The organism is Bradyrhizobium sp. CCBAU 51753, assembly GCF_015291565.1.
GTDB lineage: Bacteria > Pseudomonadota > Alphaproteobacteria > Rhizobiales > Xanthobacteraceae > Bradyrhizobium > Bradyrhizobium ivorense.
Genome location: NZ_CP030037.1, coordinates 6,390,620 through 6,411,363, shown reverse-complemented (window position 1 = coordinate 6,411,363; position 20,744 = coordinate 6,390,620). Strand labels below are relative to the sequence as shown.

Below are 20,744 nucleotides of genomic sequence, written 5' to 3'. Positions count from 1 at the left end.
GACAGATTGTGAAAGCCGCGGCTGCCATCGCGGCCATGCTCGTCAGCGCACCGGCCTTCGCCGCCTGGGAGCCCAGCAAGCCGGTCGAGATCGTGGTCGCCGCCGGCGCGGGCGGCGCCTCCGACCAGATGGCGCGCATGATGCAGGCCGCGATCCAGAAGAACAATCTGATGAAGCAGCCGATGGTGGTGTCGCTGAAGGGCGGCGCGTCGGGTGCGGAAGCGCTGATGTATATGAAGTCCAGCGAGGGCGACCCCAACAAGGTGCTGATCGCCTATTCGCTGATCTACATGTTGCCGCTGTCCGCCAAGATCCCCTTCAACTGGCGCGACCTCACGCCGGTATCGGTGATCGCGCTCGACCAGTTCGTGCTGTGGGACAATGCCAACGGCCCCAAGACCGTCAAGGACTTCATCGCCGCCGCGAAGGCGGCGAGCAGCCCGTTCAAGATGGGCGGCACCGGCTCCAAGCGCGAGGACCACGTGCTCACCGTGTTCATGGAGCAGAAGACCGGCGCCAAATTCTCCTATCTGCCCTACAAGTCCGGCGGCGAGGCTGCGACCCAGTTGGTCGGCGGCCACACCGAATCCAACGTCAACAACCCCAGCGAGAACCTCGAAGTCTGGCGTGCCGGCCAGGTCCGCGCGCTCTGCGTGTTCGACAAGGAGCGCATCTCCTACAAGACCAAGGTCACCGAGACGCAGTCCTGGAACGACATTCCGACCTGCAAGGAGGAGGGGCTCGACGTGCAGTATCTGATGCTGCGCGCGATGTTCCTGCCGGGCAAGGTCACCCAGGAGCAGCAGGCGTTCTATGCCGATCTGTTCCGGAAGGTGACGCAGACGGCCGAATACAAGGACTATATGGAAAAGCAGGCGCTGAAGCCGATCTTCCTCACCGGCAAGGACATGATCGAATTCCTCGAGGAGGACGACAAGCAGAACGCCACGCTGATGAACGAAGCGGGCTTTGTCGCGAAGTAGCCGGTCGCGGTTTCACGCATCGTCATTCCGGGGCACGCGAAGCGTGAACCCGGAATCTCGAGATTCCGGGTTCGATGCTTCGCATCGCCCCGGAATGACGAGGCGAAATGTGCAGCGAGCGATGTGTCTTTGAGAAGCTCGCCTCGCGCCCCGTATCTCACGCTTTACCTTCCGTTCGAAATGGCCTTGCAACCGCCCAACCCGCGGTGATTATTGCGCCGCAGTGTGGTCCGGCGCGCCCCTCCGTCGCCGTCACGCGACCGTGAGGAGCGATCATGACCAAAGCCGTTCTGGGGATCATTGGCGGATCCGGCATCTATGACCTGCCCGGCCTGGAAAACGTCCGGGAGGAGGCGCTCGCGAGCCCCTGGGGCGAGCCGTCGGCACCGCTGCGGCGCGGCGAGATGGCCGGATTGCCGATCGTGTTCCTGCCGCGGCACGGGCCGGGCCATGCGCTGTCGCCCTCCGACATCAACTACCGCGCCAATATCGACGTGCTGAAGCGGGCCGGGGTCACGGACCTCGTCGCGCTGTCGGCCTGCGGCTCGTTCAAGGAGGAGCTTTCGCCGGGCACCTTCGTGCTAGTCGATCAGTTCGTCGATCGCACCTACAAGCGCGAGAGCTCGTTCTTCGGCAAAGGCTGCGTCGCCCATGTCTCGATGGCGCATCCGGTATCGCCGCTGCTCGCCGCGCATCTGGCTGCCGCGGCGGAAGCCGAGGGCATCGCCTTTGCCCGCGGCGGCACCTATCTCTGCATGGAGGGGCCGCAATTCTCCTCGCTGGCGGAAAGCCTGACCTACAAGGCGCAGGGCTATTCGGTGATCGGCATGACCAACATGCCGGAAGCCAAGCTCGCCCGCGAGGCTGAAATCTGCTACGCCAGTGTGGCGATGGTCACCGATTTCGATTGCTGGCACCCCGGCCACGATGCCGTGACGGTGCAGGACATCATCCGCGTACTGAACTCGAACGCCGAAAAGGCAAAGGCGCTGGTGGCGCGTCTGGCGCGGGATTTTCCGCGCGAGCACGAGCCTTGCCCGATCGGCTCGGACCGCGCACTGGATACCGCGCTGATCACGGCGCCGGCGGCCCGCGATCCCGAGCTTCTTGCCAAGCTCGATGCCGTCGCCGGACGGGTGTTGCGGTCGTGAAAAAGTCCTCGAGGGAGCGCGGACGCGAAGGGCGTAGAACATGAAAGTCGACGGCCGGCATTTCCGCAGCATCTGGCTCGAGCCCGACGGTTGGTCGGTCGCCGCGATCGATCAGCGGCGGTTGCCGCATGAGTTCATCGTCACCAGGATCACGACCGCGGACGAGGCCGGCGAGGCGATCCGCTCGATGCTGGTGCGCGGCGCGCCGCTGATCGGCGCCACCGCGGCCTACGGCATGGCGCTCGCGATGCGCACCGAGGCCTCCGATGCGGCGCTCGATCGCGCGGCAAAAATGCTGCTCGCGACCCGGCCGACCGCGGTCAACCTGAAATGGGCTGTTGACGAGATGCAGCGCGTGCTCGCGCCGCTTGCCGCCTCGGCGCGTGCGGAGGCGGCCTATGCCCGCGCCCGCGAAATCGCCGAGGAGGATGTCGCGATCAACCGCGACATCGGCCGCCACGGGCTCGACCTGATCGCGCAGATCGCCGCGACCAAGAAGCCGGGCGAGCCGGTCAACGTCCTCACCCATTGCAATGCCGGCTGGCTTGCAACCGTGGATTGGGGCACCGCGACCTCGCCGATCTACCAGGCGCATGATCGCGGCATCCCCGTTCATGTCTGGGTCGACGAGACGCGGCCGCGCAACCAGGGCGCCTCGCTCACGGCCTGGGAGCTCGGCCATCATGGCGTGCCGCATACGGTGATCCCCGACAACACCGGCGGCCATCTGATGCAGCATCGCATGGTCGATCTGGCAATCGTCGGAACCGACCGCGTCGCCGCCAATGGCGACGTCTGCAACAAGATCGGGACCTATCTGAAGGCGCTCGCGGCGCACGACAACGGCGTGCCGTTCTACGTCGCGCTGCCGTCGCCGACCATCGACTTTAGTATCGATGACGGGGTCAGGCAGATCCCGATCGAGCAGCGCGCCGCCAGCGAGGTGACCCACCTCACCGGGCGCACCGCGGATGGGCGGATCGAGACCGTGCGCGTGGTTCCGGAGGGCTCGCCGGCCGCCAATTTCGGCTTCGACGTGACGCCGGCGCGGCTGGTGAGTGGATTGATCACCGAGCGCGGCGTGCTCCGAGCGGATCGTGCTGCACTTGCGAGCGCGTTTCCCGAGCGTTCCAAGGCTGGCTGAAGGAAGGCCGGCTGAAGGGCTGCATTGACGCGGATCGCGCCTGCGCGCTATCCCAATCGTTGCCCTCGCAACCCAGATCATCTCATCCATGTCCAATACCGATATTGAGATCGTCGTCGACGATCCGACTGCGCCCGAAGACAACTCGCCCGCCGTCGTCAGCAACCGCATCGTCGATGTCGTCGTCTCGCTGCTGCTGCTCGCGCTGGCCGTCACCCTCGGCTGGGACAATTGGCGCACCGGCGCCTCGTGGGACTCGACCGGGCCGCAGCCGGGCTACTTTCCGTTCTATCTCGCGGTGATCCTCGGCGCCGCCAGCCTCTACGGGCTCGGCGCCGCCTTTCTCTCGCGCCGCGAGGCGGCAGAAGTTTTTGTTACCCGCGCCCAACTGCGCCGGGTGATGGCGGTGTTCGTGCCCACCCTGCTGTTCTGCCTCGTCACCCAGTATCTCGGGCTCTATGTCGCGAGCTTTCTGTTGATCGCGGGCTTCATGCGCCTGATCGGCAAGATCGCGCTGTGGAAGTCGCTGCTCACCGCCTTCGTCTTCACCGCCGTGATGTTCGTGACCTTCGACATCGTGTTCGACGTCATCATGCCGAAGGGGCCGCTCGAAGCGGCTCTCGGCCGCTAGCCAGCCGACAGGAATTCAAGACATGGAAGCCTTCGGTCTCCTGCTGCACGGCTTTGCCGTCCTGCTCACCGGCAAGACGCTGCTCCTGATGATGGTTGGCCTGGTGCTCGGCATCTTCGTCGGCGTGCTGCCCGGTCTCGGCGGCCCGAACGGGGTTGCGATCCTGCTGCCGCTGACCTTCACCATGGACCCGACCTCGGCCATCGTGATGCTGTCCTGCATCTACTGGGGCGCGCTGTTCGGCGGCGCCATCACCTCGATCCTGTTCAACATCCCCGGTGAGGCGTGGTCGGTGGCGACCACCTTCGACGGCTATCCGATGGCGCAGCAGGGGCGGGCGGCGGAAGCGCTCACCGCGGCCTTCACCTCGTCCTTCATCGGTTCGTTCGTCGCCGTGCTCTTGATCACGTTCCTGGCGCCGATGATCTCGTCATTCGCGCTGAAGTTCGGCCCGCCGGAATTCTTCGCGGTCTATCTCCTGACCTTCTGCTCCTTCGTCGGCCTCGGCCGCGAAGCCAAGCACAAGACGGTGATCTCGATGTCGCTCGGGCTGCTGCTCGCCGGCGTCGGCATGGACACGGTGTCCGGGCAATTGCGCATGACGTTCGGCTCGGCCGAACTGCTGCGCGGCATCAACTTCCTGGTCGCGGTGATCGGCCTGTTCGGCATCAGCGAGATCCTGCTCACGATGGAGGAGCGGTTGGCGCTGCGCGGCCACGCCGCCGCGATCAGCCTGCGCGTCGTGCTCTCGGTGTGGAAGGACCTGCCGAAATACTGGGTGACGCTGCTGCGCTCGTCGGTGATCGGCTGCTGGCTCGGCATCACGCCAGGCGGCGCGATCGCCGCCTCCTTCATGGGCTACAATCTGGCGAAGCGCTTCTCCAACGACCAGGAGAGCTTCGGCAAGGGCCGCATCGAGGGCGTATTCGCGCCGGAAACCGCCGCGCATGCGTCCGGCACCTCGGCGCTGCTGCCGATGCTCGCGCTCGGCATTCCCGGCTCCGGTACCGCGGCGATCCTGCTCGGCGGGTTGATGGTGTGGGGCCTCAACCCGGGGCCACTGTTGTTCGTCGAGCACAAGGACTTCGTCTGGGGCCTGATCGCCTCGATGTATCTCGGCAACGTCGTCGGCCTCGTGCTGGTGCTCACCACGGTGCCTATCTTTGCCTCGATCCTGCGCGTGCCGTTCGCGGCGGTCGCGCCGATGATCGTGGTGTCCTGCGCGATCGGCGCCTACGCGATCCAGAATGCGATGTTCGATATCTGGCTGATGCTGGGTTTTGGCGTCGTCGGCTATGTCTTCAAGAAGATCGGCATCCCGCTCGCGCCGTTCACGCTCGCGCTGGTGCTCGGCAACCGCGCCGAGGACGCGTTCCGACTGTCGATGATCGGGTCCGGCGGCGACATGAAGGTGTTCTGGTCGAACGGCCTCGTCGGCACCATCACGACGCTCGCGATCCTGCTGCTGTTCTGGCCGGTGATCGACCGGGCCTTTAGCGGCGCCATACGTATGGTGCGGCCGGCAAAGGCGTAGGCGTGAGGTTTTACACCACCTTGCGCTGCCTGAGCTCGGCGATCTCGTCCTTGTCGAAGCCGAACTCGGCCAGCAATTCCTCGGTCTGTTCGCCGAACTCCGGCGGCCGCGCCGCCATCCTGCTGGGCGTGCGCGACAGCGTCACCGGCTGGCTGACCAACTGGATGTGCCGGTTCTCGTCATTGGGCACGTGCTGCGCCATGCCGAGATGCTTGACCTGGGCATCCTCGAACATCTGGTCGATCGAGTAGATCGGCCCGCACGGCACGCCGGCGGCGTTGAGTTCCTGCACCCAGGTCTCGGTCGATTTCTTTTCGGTCAGCGTATTGATCTTCGCATTCAGCGCGTCGCGGTTCTTCGAGCGCGCCGGGGCGGTGGCGTAGTCGGGGTCGGCGACCAGTTCCGGCGCGCCGATCGCCTGCGCGCAGCGTTCCCAAATCCGCCCGCCCGTGGTGGCGATGTTGATGTAGCCGTCGGAAGTCTTGAACACGCCGGTCGGAATCGAGGTCGGGTGGTTGTTGCCGGCCTGCTTCGCCACTTCCTTTTCCATCAGCCAGCGCGCGGCCTGGAAATCCAGCATGAAGATCTGCGCTTGCAGCAGCGAGGTCTGCACCCACTGGCCTTCGCCGGAGACGTCGCGCTCCAGCAGCGCGGTGAGGATGCCGAGCGCGCAGAACAAGCCGGCGGTCAGGTCCGCCACGGGAATGCCGACCCGCATCGGCCCCTGGCCGGGCGCGCCGGTCACCGACATCAGCCCGCCCATGCCCTGGGCGATCTGATCGAAGCCGGGGCGCTTGTGATAGGGGCCGTCCTGGCCGAAGCCCGAGATACTGCCATAGACGATCCGCGGATTGATCTTGCGGATGCTCTCATAGTCGATGCCGAGCTTCGCCTTGACGTCCGGGCGAAAATTCTCGACGACGACGTCAGCCTGCTCGGCGAGCCGCTTGAACACTTCGAGCCCCCTGGGGTCCTTCAGGTTCAGCGTCATGGCGCGCTTGTTCCGGTGCAGGTTCTGGAAGTCGGAACCGCTCCGCGGACCGCCCGGCTGCTCGCCGCCGCCGTCCTCCAGCAGCGCATCGATCTTGACGACGTTGGCGCCCCAGTCGGCAAGCTGCCGCACGCAGGTCGGTCCCGAACGGACCCGCGTCAGATCCAGCACGGTGAAACGGGACAGGGCTTGGGACGCGCGGGGGAAGGGCATTGAAACACCTCTTGTTCGGCGGCCACTGCGGGCCCTGGGCCTGTTTCAGCCTTAGCCAATTTGGCTCGCCTTTCCAACCGTCAGCCCGCCGGAAATGGCCGTCGGCGGTCGGCATTTCCGAATAGCGGTTCCGCGTTGGAACGCACCCGGTCGACCACGGGATTCCATGCGAATGCGAGGCGCCCGGTTGGCATTCGGATTTTTTCCAGGCCTTGGCCGCGATTCTCTCGATCGCCTTAATGATGTGCCAATAACGTTGCTTCACCATCACGGTAAACGGCGTGTCGTTTGGCGATGCCATGATGGGCTGTCGGCGATTCATCCAGGATAATAACCCCCAGGTACGGTCGGTTTGATGCGAAAAGGCTACTGGCTTTCCGATGATCTCGGAACGGTTCACCTGTTCGACGGCTGGGATGATTCGGTGCTTGCAGGGGCGCCGTCGACCCCCGCAATGGGCGCGGCGGCGGACTCCAATCCACTGCAGGACGGCGGCGATCCATATCCGCTTGCGGCCGGTTCAACGTCTACCGTTGTGAACTCCGGAACCAGCGTCAAGCCGGTGGCGACGATCAGCCAGCTTGCCAACTATCTGGTCAGCGGGTTTTGGGCGTACAACAACGCGCTGCCCCATCATTGGGGCTCCAACACGATCACCTACAATATCAACGGACTGAACAGCGCCGAGCAGGCGCTCGCGCGCTCGGCGCTTGCAGCCTGGCACGACGTCGCCAATGTCAACTTCGTCGAGACCACCGGCTCCGCCAACATCACGTTCGTGCACACCGGCACGATGACGGCCGTGACCAACGCCAGCTGGACCGGCGCCGGCATCATGACTTCGGCGACGGTCGACATCAGCTCGGACTGGATCACCAATGACGGTGGCGCCCGTGACGGCAAGACCGGGCTCGATAGCTACGGATACCAGACCTACATCCACGAGATCGGCCACGCGCTCGGGCTCGGTCACCAGGGGCCCTATAACGGCAGCGCGACCTATTCGGCCAACGCGACCTACGCCAACGATACCTGGCAATATTCGATCATGTCGTACTTCGCGGAAGACAATTATTCCGGAAGTAGCTATCGCTACGTGATCACGCCGCAAATGGCCGACATCTATGCCGTGGGCCGGATCTATGGCGCGGCGACCGCGACGCGAACCGACAATACCGTCTACGGCTTCAGCAGCAACGCAGGCGGGGTCTACGATTTCAGCAACTTCAACCCGACGCCGGCACTGACGATCTATGATAGCGGCGGCGTCGATACGCTCGACTGCTCCGGATATGGCGTCGCACAGACGATCGATCTGCATCCGGGAGCGTTCTCCTCGGTGGGCGGGCTGGTCCACAACATCGGGATCGCGACCAATACCATCATCGAGGGAGCGATCGGCGGCTCCGGCAACGACACGATGATCGCCAATGACTTTGGCTGCACCCTCATAGCCGGCGCCGGCAACGACACGCTGATCGGCGGAGCAGGGGCCGACCGGCTGGTCGCGGGCTCCGGTGCCGATAACATGACCGGCGGCGGCGCCGCCGACACCTTCGTCTTCGCCGCCGGCGACCTGACGGCACCGGGCGGGACTCACGACCTGATCAAGGACTTCGTATCGGGCGTCGACCTGATCGATCTCAGCAGCCTCGGCTCATTCAACTTCCTCGGCTCGTCGGCCTTCGGCCACAGCGCCGACGAACTGGACTACAGCTACAACGGCGCGCTCGGCGTGACGACGCTGCAAGGCGACATCAATGGCGACGGCATCGCCGACTTTGCGATCGATTTCACCGGCAATATTGCACTGAGCTTGACGGACCTGGTGGGAGCGGTCGCCGTAACCACGGTCATTGAGTCCACCGGCACCACCAGCCTGACGCAGGTCGGTTCGAATTACTTCCTCAATCCGACGGCCGGCGGAACGGGGCCGTCGCTGAAATATGGCTCCCTCGTGGTGGCCGGTGCGGCGGCGCCGTGGATTCCGGTTGCCGCAGAGCAGACTGCGAGCGGCTATGATGTCGCCTGGAAGAACACGACGTCGGATCAGTTTTCGATCTGGACCACCGACAGCAACGGCAACTTCACGAGCTATCTGACCGGGGCGGTGTCCGGCAGCAGCACGACGCTGGAAAATCTCGAAAACACCTTCCATCAGGATCTGAACGGCGACGGGACGATCGGCGTACCGGTGTCGGTCGCACTGGAGTCGGCGGGCTCGACCACGCTCACGCAGGTGGGCAACAGCTACGCTCTCTATGCAAGCGGCACGACCAGCGGTCCGACTCTCAAATATGGCGGCTCCCTCGTGGTGGCCGGTGCGGCGGCACCATGGATCCCGGTTGCCGCAGACCAGACTGCGAGCGGCTATGATGTCGCCTGGAAGAACACCACGTCGGGTGAGTTCTCGATCTGGAGCACCGACAGCAACGGCAACTTCACGAGCTATCTGACCGGAGCGGTGTCCGGCAGCAGCACGACGCTGGAGAATCTGGAAGGCACCTTCCATCAGGATCTGAACGGCGACGGGACGATCGGCATACCGGTGCCGGTCACGCTCGAGTCGGCGGGCTCGACCACGTTCACTCAGGTGGGCAACAGCTACGCTCTCTATGCGAGCGGCACCACCAGCGGTCCGACTCTCAAATTTGGCGGCTCGCCTGTGGTGGCCGGTGCGGCGACACCATGGACGCCGGTTGCCGCCGAGCAGACCGCGACCGGCTATGATGTCGCCTGGAAGAACACGACGTCGGATCAGTTTTCGATCTGGGCGACCGACAGCAACGGCAACTTCACGAGCTATCTGACCGGGGCGGTGTCCGGCAGCAGCGCCACCTTGAAGTCCTACGAGGCGATTTTCCATCAGGATCTGAACGGCGACGGCACCACCGGAGCCCAGACCCTGGCGTCAGCGGCGGCGCCGGCCGCGACCAGCAGCGACGACCTCGCTTCCGCGACCTCCGCCGATCTTCTCGCGGCCTTGCATCTCGATCATTGGCATCTGGTGTGATGCCAATAGAAATTGGGCCGCTTGGCGTCGATCAGCGCCACCGCGCGGCGCCAAAGCCGTCCTTGCCGTAGGCGTTGCCGTTGTAGAGCAGAAAATCGCCGCCGGGTGTCTCGAGCCGGCTGCCGTAGCAGACCATTTCGGAATCCCATCCGTTAGCGGCGACTTCGATCAGGGGCGATGTATCGCGCTCCCAGGACAGCCCGTCGCCGGAGGTCGCGCTGTAGATGCGATAGGTCTCACCCAGCCGGCGCGCGGAATAGATCATGCGATAGCCGCCGTCGACTTTCATCACCACCGGCCGCGCGATGGCGTGCTCGTTCTCGAGATAGGGCAGACACAGCCGGTCGTCGGTTTGCCAGCTGATGCCGTCGACGCTCACCGCGTGCTTGATCGAGTAGTAATGGGTCGGCGCCTCGCCTTCGGTCGCCCCCGGCACCCACTCGGTCCCCGAAATATACCACATGCGCAATCGGCCATCCTCCTCGATGACCCAGGGCGCGCCGGTCAGAAACGGGTCATGATGGTTGCGCCCAAGCACCGGCGCCTCGGAGACCTTCTCGAATGTCTTGCCGCCGTCGCGAGATTCGGCCGCCCCGATGAAGAACGTGAACGGCACCGCGCGCGCCAGCGTCCAGCCCGTGTAATACATCAGGAGCCGTCCCCGATGCGTCACGATGCTCCCCGGCATCGCGCCGCAATCGTCAAACGCGCCCAGCCTGCCGAGCGTGAGCGAGGGCGCGGTCGCCGCCTCCTTCACGACCAGCCCGGAATTTTCCAGCTCGACGTCGGCCCAGGCGCCCTGCGAACGGTTCTTGTCGTCCCGCGCGGCGAAGTGCACGCGATAGCGCGTCGCCGAGAGTTGCTGCACGAACGGGTTCTGGCAATGCGAGCGATGCCAGGCTGCGCCGGTCGGGCCGTAGACGAGTCCCAGTCGTTCGAAATGTTCGGGCATGAATGTCCTGTCTTAGTGATGGTCCTTGAGCAGGCGCACGAAGCGCAGGCTGTCCAGTCCCGCGGCCGGAGTTGCTTCGACGATATGGACGGCGCGCTCCGCGGTATCCTGCGTGATCAGCGCGTTGGCGCCGATGAACGATTGCCGGCCGACATGGACGCTATTCGAGATGTTGCAGTTGCTGCCGAGGTAGGCAGATTCGCCGATCGTGACGTCGCCATTGAGCACCACATGCGCCGCTAGGAAGGCGTGATCGCCGACACGGCTGCGGTCGCCGATCTGGCAGCCGCTCCATATCACGACGTTGTTGCCGATGACGGCATCGAAGTTCACCGATTGATTTTCGAGGATGAAGCAATTCTCTCCGATCTCGCAATGACCGGCGAGCCTGTTCGAGCCGTGAACATAGGTGATGAAGCGATATCCCATTGCTTTCAGCAGCTGGTATTTCTCCGTGCGCACCAGGTTCATGCGCGCCGAGCCGAGCGGGACGAAGGCCAGGAATTCGTCGGGCGAAAAGCGCGCGAGGGCTTCATCGACCGGCGCCACCGGACGGCCGTTGAATTCGCCTGCGCCAAGGAACTCGCGATCGACGATGTAGCCGGCGACCTCGTGCGGCGTGTCCCACTCGAAGTAGCGTCTGGCGGTATCGGCGCCACGGCCGGTCCCGAAGATCACGATGCGGCGCGGCCGGTCTTCACCCAAATATAACGCCATGTTCAGAGGTCCCGCGATCAAACGGCCTTTCGGCAAGCCACCGTCCAGACATGCTCCTCGATACCCCAGAAATCGTTGCGACACGAGCCGATTTCGAAGTGCGTAAACGCCGGCCGCAGCGCCGCCTCGATCTCGGCTTCGTTGTCGAACTTCTTTAGAACGTATCCGTTCCGCAAACCGTAGGGATCGTCGGCGATCTCCATGTGGCCATCGCCGAGATCCTTGGCACCGCGCAACACGTAGGTCGTTCCGATCGGAGCCGAAAATATCAGGAAGCCGCCGCCGCGCATCACGCGGGCGATCTCGCCGACATTGTCGGAAAAGCGCGTGCCGGGATCGATGTAGTAGCAGGCGTGGCAGGCCAGCACGACGTCGAAATGGCCGTCGGGATAGGGCAGCGCATGATTGCGCCCGACCGCAAGCGTGGCGCTGATGCCGAGATTGTTCATCCGCGCCGTGGTGAGGTCGCAAATCTCCTGCGAAATCTCGGTCCCGTGGATCTCCATGCCGAGATTGTGCAGCAGCGGCATGTTGCGGCCGTCGCCGCAGCCGAGATCGAGCACGCGCTTTCCCCGGTAGCTCGCCGCATCGGTCTTGTGCCGCGGATAGTTGCCGAGAAAGGCGCGGACGACGAATTCCACCGGATAGACATGCACCGGATTGCGCTTCTGGTAGAAGGCGCCGTAGGTGCCGTCGATGGCGGCGGGAGTGTTGTTCGGTTGATCAGCCATGGGGGAGGTCAGAACCGGTTGCCGAGCCGGATGTGCAGGGCGATATCGTCGGGTCGCAGCAACGGAAACATGTCGTAGTCCTCGATCAGAAGGCAGCCATCGACGCAGGAGACGACGAACTTCATGTCGTCGAACACCTTGCAGATCGTGCCGGATCCTTGGGCGCGGTATCCCTCGAGCTCGATGAAGGACGCCTTGTTGATGGTCACGCACTTGTTCAGAAGGAAGCAATAAGCCGGGAAATAGGGTTTGGCGTGGACCCGGATCTGGTTGCGGATTTCCGAGCGCGGCTGGTGCCAGTCGATGCGGTATTGCGGCGCGATCTTGTTGTAGTAGGAACCACCGGCAGGCTGCTTTCTCGCCGTCAGTTGCCCGCGCAACAGCTGATCGAAATTGTCGATCAGCAGGTCGGCGCACAGCTTCATCGATCGCCGGTAGAGCTCATGGCCGGTTTCGTCTGGACCGATCGGATAGGTCCTCTGCATCAGGATGTCGCCGGTGTCGATGCCTTCGTCCATGTAATGCAGGGTGACGCCGATTTCCTTCTCATTGTTGAGAATGCACCACGGCGTCGGAAACGTGCCGCGATAGTGCGGCAGCAGGCCGGGATGCACGTTGATGCAGCCAAGCGGCGGGATCCTGAGCAACCGCCGCGGGAAGATGCGGGGATAGTAGGCGCAGACGATCAGGTCCGGCGCCATCGTTTCGACCTCGGTCAGAAACGCATTGTCGATCACCCTCGGCGTCAATGTCCGCACGCCCTTCTCGAGACACAGATCGAGCGTCGCGCGATAGCCGTAGATCTCGTCGCGCTGGGTGCGTTGGGTGATCACCACGAGGTCGATATCGTCTCGCGCGTGCAGGTACGAGAACACATCGTTGCCGATGTCCTGCGAGGTGAACAGCAGTACCTTCGTCGTCATGACTATTCCTTGATGAAATAGCCGCCCGGCCTGATCGAGTATGACAGCTTGCGAACGCGGGGCAGGGGCTGCCCGATTTCCTTGAAATAGTGCTCGAAGGCCGCGGTCTCGCCGAGCCAGGGCGGCGTGCCGTAGCCGTTCATCGCAACCACGCCGCCGGGAGCCAGCAGCGGATAGAGCGCGCGAAATCCGGCCAGCGTCGGCTTGTACAGGTTGACGTCGAGGAAGATCATCGACAGCCGCGTGCCCTGATTGCCTGCGGCAAATGCCGGGACGGTCTGCAGGATGTCGCCGGAAATCACACGGCAGCGCTCGACGCCCGGCAGCAAATTGTCCTGATTGGTCAGCTTCACCATGCGATCGAGATAGCCGTCGGGCACCTGCTTGCGGCCGACCACGCTCTCGATCCAGGGGCGGGGATCGCCGTCTTCGGGCGCAAAATCCTGGTAGCCTCCGCCGCTTTCGAAGCCGAACACCTTGCGGGAGCGGTCACCCGGGAAGAACGTCTCGAGCAGCTTGGACCAGGTGAACAGGCCGGCGCCGAGGAAGACGCCGAGCTCCGCGATCGAGCCGGGGATGTCCTGGATCATCCGGAACAGATCGTAATCGGCCAGCAGGCGGGTCATCTCGCGCCGGCGCACGAAAGCCGGATAATTGATCAGGGTCTCGGCGAGCGAGATCTGCCCGTCGTCGAGGATGCTCTTGAGCTCCGCCCAATGCTGCTCCTCCCTGGATTGGTAGGCCGCGCGCGCGGGATCGATCTTCTCGGTGGTCATGGTGCAGCTCGCTGATGAACCCGTCGGACGATGACATAGGGACGATTTTTGGTCTCGACGAAGATCCGCGACACGTAGATGCCGATGACGCCGAGACAGAACACGATGATGCCGCCCATCAGCCAGATCGAGACGATCAGGGAGGCCCAGCCGGCGGAGGTGTTGCGGATCAACTTTTCCAGAATGACGACGATGCCAAGCGCAAACGACGTCAGCGCGGTCGCCATGCCGAACATGACCATCAGGTTCAGCGGAACCGTGCTGAACGACGTGATGCCGTTGATCAGCGTGCCGAGGCGCAAGCGCGGCGAGTAGGTCGTCGTGCCGCTGCGGTGTCCCTTGATGATCGCGGCGCCGATCTGCCGGAATCCGGTGATGACCCAGAGGCCGCCGATCACGGTATTGCTCTCGCGGTGCAGTCGCAGGGCATCGACGTATTCCCGGCGCATCAGCCGGACGGTGCACTGGTTGCGCGGGATGTCGATCGAATAGAGCTTGCTGATCCAGTACCAGGCGATCCGGCCGCCGGCACTCTCGAACGCATCGCCCTTGCGTTGTTCCTGAAATCCGTAGACCACGTCGCAGTCGGTCGCAGACATCTTGTCGAGGAAGCTTCCAAGCAGCGCCGGATCCTCCTCGAGATCGCTGTCGATCAGGAAGCACAGCGCACCCTGCGCGTGGTCGAGCCCGGCCATTAGCGCCTTGTGGTGGCCGAAATTGCGCGACAGCTCGACCACGCGAACATGCGGATCGGCATCGGCGATCGCACAGGCGAGCTGCAGCGAGTTGTCGGGCGAGCCGTCATCGACCATGACGATCTCGTAGTCGTCGGTGACGCGGCGCGCCGCCTCGCTCGCGCGGCGATGGAATTCCTCGACATAGGCGCTTGACCTGTACAGTGTGGTCACGATCGAGAGCTTCATCACTTAGGCCATTTGCTCGAGAAACGCGCGCACGGCCTTGCGATCGACCTTGCCGTTGGCGTTGCGCGGCAGCTCGTCGAGCTGGATCGTCGTCGCCGGGCACATATAGGCCGGCAGCGTCTCGCGGCAGCGGTCCCGCACCTCGGTCGACTGGACGGCGCGATCGGCGACGTAGGCGACCGCGATTTCGTCGCCGTCAGCGCCGCCCACCACCACCGCGATCGCGCGCCTTACGCCTGCGAGGCTCTGCACCGCGAGATCGATCTCCTCGAGCTCGATTCGATGGCCGCGGATCTTGACCTGATTGTCGACCCGGCCGTGAAACCACAGCGCGCCGTTGTCGTCTTCCCGGACCCGATCGCCGGAGCGGTAGAAGATCGCGCGATAGCGGTCCTGCCGTGGGTCCTGACGAAACCGCGCCGCGGTCTCGTCCGGATTGCCGTAGTAGCCGAGGCCCACGCAGGGGCCGCCGATCCACAATTCGCCGGGCTCGCCCCGCGGCACCGGCCGCTGCTGGTCGTCGAGGATCGCGTGCGTGAAGTCCGGGTGCATGCCGCCGAGCGGCGGAAACTCGCTGTCCGGCGCGCCGAGGATGTCCGGCGTGACCTCGATGCTCGAGCAGATGCAGCTCGTCTCGGTCGGACCATAGACGTTGATCAGCCTGGCTCGTCCGGCGAAGCGGCCATGGAATTCGCGCAGCTTGCCGATTGGATAGCCCTCGCCGCCGAACTGGAATGTACGAATGTTGGGCAGCGATTGCGGGGTCAGGAGGCCGAGCTGGTCGAGGATCAGGAACAGCGTGGGCACCGCGAACATCACGCTGGCTCCGCCGGCACGGATGATCTTCACCCAGCGTGCGGGATTGGCGATCTCGGAGGTCTCGACTGGAACCAGCGCGGCGCCGTTGAACAGGCCGCAGTAGACGTCGAACACCGAATTGTCGAAGTGCAGCGGGTTGATGCTGGTGAAGCGCTCGCGCGGCGAGGCCGGCACCATGCCGCTTGCCCATTCGATCAGGCTAAGCACGCCCTGGTGCGGAATCACCGCGCCCTTCGGCTCGCCGGTCGAGCCGGACGTGAACATGATGTAGGCCGGATCGGTGCCGGCGACCGGTGCCTGGACGGCGGCGCGCCCGGCCTCGGAGAGCCAGGTCTCGTCGCAGCCGTCGGACAAGGTCAGCTTCGCACCGAACGGATTGTCGGTGCCCGACATCGAGACCAGCAGCTTGGGACCAAGCCGCGCCACGATGCGTTGGGTGCGCTCCGCCGGATTCTTCGGATCGATGAACACGTAGGGCGCGCCAAGCCGCAGGCAGGCGAGCAGGAGTGCGTAGGTGAAGCGGCGCTTGGGAAGCTGCAGCGCCACCACGTCGCCCTTGGCCACGCCATGAGAGGCCAGAATTGTCGAACCGTGCTCCGCGAGCCGCTTCAGATCGCCGAAGCTGCAGATGGTCTCGCCGAGGACGAGCGCGGGCGCGGCGGGGGCGGAATCCGCGATCTTTGCGAAGGCGGTCCAAAGGTCGGTCATCAGAGGCGCAAGCCTCCGTCCAGCTTCACGATCGTGCCGTTGGCGAACGTGTTGCTCGCGAAAAACTCGATCGCATTGATGACGTCCTCACGTTGCCCGAGCCGTCCGATCGGCGTCTTCTTGACGTAGCCCTGCAGGCGCTCCTCGGCGACGGCCTCCCGCGTGGTGGCGACATCGATGAAGCCGAGCGCCAGCGCATTGACGCGCACGCCGAGCGGACCGAGCTCGATTGCCATCGTCCGGGTCAGTCCTTCGATGCCGGCCTTGGCGGCGCTGTAGGCGGCCTGACCCGGGTTTCCCTCGCTTGCGATCGAGGAGAAATTGACGATGGCGCCGCCGCCGCGGCGGACCATCCGCGCTGCGACCTGCGTGGCGACCACGAACGGCGCGGTCAGGTTGGCTTCGATGACGTCGCGCCAGGATTTCAGGTCATGGGTGTGAAGCCGCGCGCCTTTCAGCGCGAGCGTGGGCTCGTTCCAGATCAAACCCACGGCGTTGACCAGCAGCGCGATCGATGCGCTTGCGGGGATCGCCTCGGCAAGCGCCTGCCGCACCTCGGCCTCGTCGGCGAGATCGAGGGTTCGCCGGACCGCTTGCGGCGGCGGAGCTTCCGCATCGAAGTGCCGGTCAAGCGCCAGAACGGGACCCTTGGCGGCGAAATGCGACACAAGCGCACGCCCCAGCGCGCCGCCTGCGCCGGAGATGACAATCCAGCTGTCATTCGCCGCCATCATGATTCACGAGGCCTTCAATATCCGATCGACGTCGCCAACCGATTGTAACCGCTCGATGTCGTCTTCCGAGAGCTCCCTGCCGACGATCTCTTCCAGGCGCAGTACGAGCCGGACGCCTTTCAGCGAATCCCATCCATCGAGCTCGGCAAGCGGCACGTCGTGGCTTGCAACGGAAACGCTGCTTCGGAGGACTTCGGCCAACAGCTCTATCGCTTGCATCGTCATCTCTGGGAACTCGTAGATTCGTCTTGGTTCTGCAGTATCTTAACGGGGGCGGAAACGGCGCCGCGGAGCCCCTTCATAGGCGAATGGGTTTGAGTGTGCAAACAGTGTGAAAATTGCGGAATTTTCTTTTCAGCTGAGCGCGAGATTCGCGTTGAACCAGCGTCGTAGTTGCGGGACAAATGTCCGTGTGCAGTTCCTTGTCTTTCTAGCAGAGGTTGCTTGGGCTCAGCCTGTGTTTGAAAGTTGGTCCGGTTCGCTGACAGGCCACAATCTCGGGAGGCGGTTGCGGCGCTTGTCCATTTCTGAAATATGACCCCCGGTTCCGGGGTTCGATGCTGTGCCAGGTAATTTCCTGGAGAGACGAATACTGCAATCATTTCAGTGGGCTGGAACGAAATTCCGGTCATTTTACAGGAGGGTTCAATAATGCGCCGTCGTTTGTCTCTACTGGCACTAGCTATCGGAATGTTCCTGCCGTTCCTGGCATCGGCCCCGGCTCACGCGCAAGCGAACCGCACGTGGGTGTCGGGTGTGGGGGATGACGTCAATCCGTGCAGCCGCACGGCGCCCTGCAAGACGTTTGCCGGCGCGATCTCCAAGACGGCTGCATTCGGCGAGATCAACTGCCTTGATCCCGGCGGATTTGGCGCGGTGACGATCACCAAGTCGATCACGCTGAACTGTGCCGGTACGCTGGGCTCCATCGTGGCCGCCGGTAGCAACGCCATCAACATCAGCGCCGGCGCCACCGACCGGGTCGTCCTCCGCAATCTTCACCTGCAGGGCCTGCGGGGCGTCGCCTCGCCCGGTCTCGTCGGGGTCAAGATCAACACGGCGCAGTCCGTTTCGATCGAAAGCTGCATCATCGAGCAGTTCTCCCAGCAGGGCATCAGCGATGCGCGAACCACCGGCAACACCACGCTGTTCATTCGCGACTCCATCATCAGCTACAATGGCTCGACCGGTATCGGCCTGGGTGCGACGGCTGCGAACCGGGTCTCGATCGAAGGAACCCAGTCGATCGGCAATTCGTTCGGCATAGCAGCCGGAAACAACAACAGCGCGATGGTGACCCGTTCGGTGTTTGCGGGCAACAGCACCGGCGTCGAGACCGATGCGGGCGGCTCGGTCAATCTCGACAACACCTCGATTACGGCAAACACGGTCGGCGTGCAGGCCGGTGGCAATATCCGCCTGTCGAACTCCGACGTTTCGTTCAACACCACGGGCTTCACCGGTGGTGCGGCGATCACCTACGGCAACAACCGGATGCTCGGCAACACCTCGCTCGGAACGTCGCCGACGGCCGCCGGCGCCGCCGTCAGCAACCTCGGCGAGCAGTAAGCCTCCTGCTGCATCGCCGGCGACCGACCGGCGGATCGCCCGACCATCACGACCACAAAATCCCGGGACATCGTCCCGGGATTTTTTTGTAGGCCGCAAACGGCGCGCCGGTTGCCTGCTCATTGCGTTGCCGCCCGCCTGATGAAGCGCGGCGCCTCCGCGCCGGTGTTGAACAGCACATCGAGCACGCTGACCGCATGCTCGAAGCCGCCGTGCAGCTGGGGATATTCGCTGTAGCCCTGGTAGCTCATCCACTCGGTCGCGATCCCCGCGGCCGCGAGCTCGGCTTCATCGAGATAGGCCCGCGCGGCCGGGCCGCTGAGGTAGCGGTCGGCGCCCGCGGCCCGCGCGATGTTGAGTAGCCGCGTGGTCTTGATGCCGTCGGCGGGATAGGCGCTGTCCCTGACGATGCGGGTGGTGAGGCCCAGCAGATCGGCGATGCCGCGCAGGAACAGCTCGTTGACCGCGGTGAGCTTGGTCTCCGCATCGGCGCGCTCGTACCAGGTGCGGATGGCGGGCGCGAACTGATCGAAGAACGGCGCGGGCTTGTAGGCCAGCTCGATCGCACGCCAGTGCTTTTCCGCCCAGGGCTTTTCGATCTCGACCTCGTCGATCGGCTGCTCAAAGCGTCCCTTGGTCACGACCGGGATGGTGAGCCAGACCAGCCCGTTGGCGGTCTTGATGCGGTTGCGGTTGTGCCAGTGCCGCTTGGTGAATTGCGCGCTGTCGAACACGACGTATTCGTCGCACTGCCCGATCAGGTCGAAAAAGCCTTTCCAGGGGATGTAGCAGGATTGGATGATGCTAACGCGCACGTGACTGCTCTTGTCCGGTCGGGATCGATACGGCGTCGGGGTCTGACGCCAGGGACGCGGTGAGGGTGCCGGCCAGGGCAGGGGTGGTTGCTGGCCAGCGGTTCGGTAAGTGTTTATAGTCGCGGCATGCTGAAAGCACGAGATATCGTTGAGCGGCGCGGCCGCGGCCGGCCAGGTGCGCGTCCGACATGAGCTCTCCACAGCGATCGGGACGGCGTTGCCTCGCCTGCAGCGCGGTCGAGGCGGTGGCCGACGACGGGGCGTTGTGGCCGCTCGGATGGCGCTGTTCCGCCTGCGGCACTGCCGTCGCGCAGGATGGCGGCATTCCGATGTTCGCCCCCGGCCTCGCCGACACCGTCAGCGGCGTCGATCCCAAGGGCTTTGAGCTGCTGGCCAAGGTCGAGGCCGGGCACTTCTGGTTCGTTCCGCGCAGCGAGCTGATCGTCGGCCTTGCCGACAAGTTCTTTCCGCAGGCCCGCAGATTCATCGAGGTCGGCTGCGGCACCGGCACGGTGCTGGGCGCGCTGGCGCGGTCGCGGCGCTGGGAGCGTCTGGTCGGCTCCGAGCTGCACCCCTCGGGGCTCGCGCATGCGCGGCAGCGCCTGCCCGACGGCGTCGAGTTCGTCCAGATGGACGCGCGGGACATCCCGGCGGCCGGCGTCTTCGATCTCACCGGCGCATTCGACGTCATCGAGCATATCGCCGACGACGAGGGCGTGCTGCGTGGGATGCGCGCTGCGACGCAGACCGGAGGCGGCATCATCATCGCGGTCCCCCAGCATCCCTGGCTGTGGAGCCGGGCCGACGACGTCGCCTATCACCAGCGGCGCTACCGCCGCGGCGAAGTCGAAGCCAAGCTTCGCCGCAACGGCTTTGAGGTGCTGTTCTCGACATCCTATACCTCGTTGCTGCTGCCGCTGATGATCGCAAGCCGCCTCAAGGGCCGCGGCAAGGACAGCAACGACGATGTCGAGCGGGAGTTCACGCTGGACCCGCGGGTCAATGGTCCGCTGACGGCGATCCTGCGCGCCGAGGTCCGCATGACGCTGGCCGGATTGCGCTGGCCCGCCGGCGGCAGCCGCGTCGTGGTCGGGCGAGCGGTGTAGCGCAAGCGGCGCAGCTCTCTCCACGCGTCGTCCTGGCGAAAGCCAGGGCGACATTTGTAGCGCCGCTATTCAACCCGTCATCCCCGCGCAAAGGCTTCGCCTTTGTCGCTGGAGGTGCGAGCTCTTGCGAGCCTCGAAGGGTGCACGGCCACCAGCGGGGCCGATTCATCCTTCGAGGCTCGCCCAGCAGCGCAATTGCGCTGCAAGGCTCGCACCTCAGGATGACGGTGATGGGTTTGAGCGTGCATTCTCATTCTCGCGACATGATTGCCCGAGCTTTGCTGGTCGTTCCGCCCTCTCGCTAACAGAGG

The 20,744-nt window shown here is 64.4% G+C and carries 19 protein-coding genes; 8 read left to right on the top strand and 11 right to left on the bottom strand.

The annotated features are described in order from the left end of the window. Positions 1–35: 35 nt before the first annotated feature. From XH93_RS29355 to XH93_RS29335, 5 genes are all read left to right on the top strand, one after another. Positions 36–983: a Bug family tripartite tricarboxylate transporter substrate binding protein gene (locus tag XH93_RS29355; RefSeq protein ID WP_371815125.1), complete on the top strand. Its 948-nt coding sequence runs from the start codon at positions 36–38 to the stop codon at positions 981–983. A gap of 275 nt (positions 984–1,258) precedes the next feature. Then, positions 1,259–2,134: an S-methyl-5'-thioadenosine phosphorylase gene (locus XH93_RS29350; protein ID WP_139863213.1), complete on the top strand. Its 876-nt coding sequence runs from the start codon at positions 1,259–1,261 to the stop codon at positions 2,132–2,134. A gap of 40 nt (positions 2,135–2,174) precedes the next feature. Continuing rightward, on the top strand, positions 2,175–3,278 hold the full coding sequence (gene mtnA / locus XH93_RS29345) for an S-methyl-5-thioribose-1-phosphate isomerase (protein WP_194470156.1): 1,104 nt from the start codon (positions 2,175–2,177) through the stop codon (positions 3,276–3,278). A gap of 88 nt (positions 3,279–3,366) precedes the next feature. Continuing rightward, positions 3,367–3,909 carry a tripartite tricarboxylate transporter TctB family protein gene (locus XH93_RS29340; RefSeq protein WP_194470155.1) on the top strand — a complete coding sequence of 181 codons (543 nt, stop codon included), beginning with the start codon at positions 3,367–3,369 and terminating at the stop codon, positions 3,907–3,909. A gap of 22 nt (positions 3,910–3,931) precedes the next feature. Beyond that, positions 3,932–5,443 carry a tripartite tricarboxylate transporter permease gene (locus XH93_RS29335; protein ID WP_139485048.1) on the top strand — a complete coding sequence of 504 codons (1,512 nt, stop codon included), beginning with the start codon at positions 3,932–3,934 and terminating at the stop codon, positions 5,441–5,443. Positions 5,444–5,453: 10 nt separating this feature from the next. Here the strand turns inward: XH93_RS29335 and XH93_RS29330 are convergent, their stop codons facing one another. Next, entirely contained in the window at positions 5,454–6,647 is a 1,194-nt protein-coding gene (locus XH93_RS29330) for a CaiB/BaiF CoA-transferase family protein (RefSeq protein ID WP_194470154.1), read from the bottom strand. 355 nt (positions 6,648–7,002) lie between these two features. Here XH93_RS29330 and XH93_RS29325 point away from each other — a divergent pair, with 355 nt between their 5' ends. After that, the gene (locus XH93_RS29325) at positions 7,003–9,660 is read left to right on the top strand and encodes a M10 family metallopeptidase C-terminal domain-containing protein (RefSeq protein ID WP_194470153.1); all 2,658 of its coding nucleotides are present in this window, start codon (positions 7,003–7,005) and stop codon (positions 9,658–9,660) included. A gap of 31 nt (positions 9,661–9,691) precedes the next feature. Here the strand turns inward: XH93_RS29325 and XH93_RS29320 are convergent, their stop codons facing one another. Genes XH93_RS29320 through XH93_RS29280 form a run of 9 tightly spaced genes read right to left on the bottom strand, consistent with a single transcriptional unit; the run spans position 9,692 to position 17,168 of the window. Further along, positions 9,692–10,612, bottom strand: a complete 921-nt coding sequence (locus XH93_RS29320; RefSeq protein ID WP_194470152.1) for a hypothetical protein — start codon at positions 10,610–10,612, stop codon at positions 9,692–9,694. 12 nt (positions 10,613–10,624) lie between these two features. Further along, the gene (locus tag XH93_RS29315; protein ID WP_194470151.1) at positions 10,625–11,329 is read right to left on the bottom strand and encodes an acetyltransferase; all 705 of its coding nucleotides are present in this window, start codon (positions 11,327–11,329) and stop codon (positions 10,625–10,627) included. Between the two features lie 17 nt (positions 11,330–11,346). Then, the gene (locus XH93_RS29310; protein ID WP_194470150.1) at positions 11,347–12,060 is read right to left on the bottom strand and encodes a class I SAM-dependent methyltransferase; all 714 of its coding nucleotides are present in this window, start codon (positions 12,058–12,060) and stop codon (positions 11,347–11,349) included. Between the two features lie 8 nt (positions 12,061–12,068). Continuing rightward, complete coding sequence (locus XH93_RS29305; protein ID WP_194470149.1) at positions 12,069–12,983, bottom strand: methionyl-tRNA formyltransferase; 915 nt, start codon at positions 12,981–12,983, stop codon at positions 12,069–12,071. A gap of 2 nt (positions 12,984–12,985) precedes the next feature. Next, positions 12,986–13,759: a TylF/MycF/NovP-related O-methyltransferase gene (locus XH93_RS29300; protein ID WP_139863222.1), complete on the bottom strand. Its 774-nt coding sequence runs from the start codon at positions 13,757–13,759 to the stop codon at positions 12,986–12,988. Next, positions 13,756–14,682: a glycosyltransferase family 2 protein gene (locus tag XH93_RS29295; protein ID WP_194470148.1), complete on the bottom strand. Its 927-nt coding sequence runs from the start codon at positions 14,680–14,682 to the stop codon at positions 13,756–13,758. The genes XH93_RS29300 and XH93_RS29295 overlap by 4 nt, the downstream gene beginning before the upstream one ends. Before the next feature lie 3 nt (positions 14,683–14,685). Beyond that, on the bottom strand, positions 14,686–16,209 hold the full coding sequence (locus XH93_RS29290; RefSeq protein WP_194470147.1) for an amino acid adenylation domain-containing protein: 1,524 nt from the start codon (positions 16,207–16,209) through the stop codon (positions 14,686–14,688). Beyond that, positions 16,209–16,940: an SDR family NAD(P)-dependent oxidoreductase gene (locus XH93_RS29285; RefSeq protein WP_210340406.1), complete on the bottom strand. Its 732-nt coding sequence runs from the start codon at positions 16,938–16,940 to the stop codon at positions 16,209–16,211. Before XH93_RS29285 ends, XH93_RS29290 begins: the two co-directional genes overlap by 1 nt. A 6-nt stretch (positions 16,941–16,946) precedes the next feature. Continuing rightward, positions 16,947–17,168, bottom strand: a complete 222-nt coding sequence (locus XH93_RS29280; RefSeq protein WP_139485059.1) for an acyl carrier protein — start codon at positions 17,166–17,168, stop codon at positions 16,947–16,949. Positions 17,169–17,549: 381 nt separating this feature from the next. Here XH93_RS29280 and XH93_RS29275 point away from each other — a divergent pair, with 381 nt between their 5' ends. Further along, positions 17,550–18,512, top strand: a complete 963-nt coding sequence (locus tag XH93_RS29275; RefSeq protein ID WP_139485060.1) for a right-handed parallel beta-helix repeat-containing protein — start codon at positions 17,550–17,552, stop codon at positions 18,510–18,512. Positions 18,513–18,631: 119 nt separating this feature from the next. On the opposite strand, the gene XH93_RS29270 is transcribed toward XH93_RS29275, so the two are convergent. Further along, a complete protein-coding gene (locus XH93_RS29270; protein WP_194470145.1) occupies positions 18,632–19,327 on the bottom strand; it encodes a WbqC family protein in 696 nt (231 codons plus the stop codon). A gap of 188 nt (positions 19,328–19,515) precedes the next feature. On the opposite strand from XH93_RS29270, the gene XH93_RS29265 reads away from it, so the two are divergent. Further along, the gene (locus tag XH93_RS29265; RefSeq protein ID WP_194470144.1) at positions 19,516–20,433 is read left to right on the top strand and encodes a bifunctional 2-polyprenyl-6-hydroxyphenol methylase/3-demethylubiquinol 3-O-methyltransferase UbiG; all 918 of its coding nucleotides are present in this window, start codon (positions 19,516–19,518) and stop codon (positions 20,431–20,433) included. Positions 20,434–20,744: the final 311 nt, after the last annotated feature.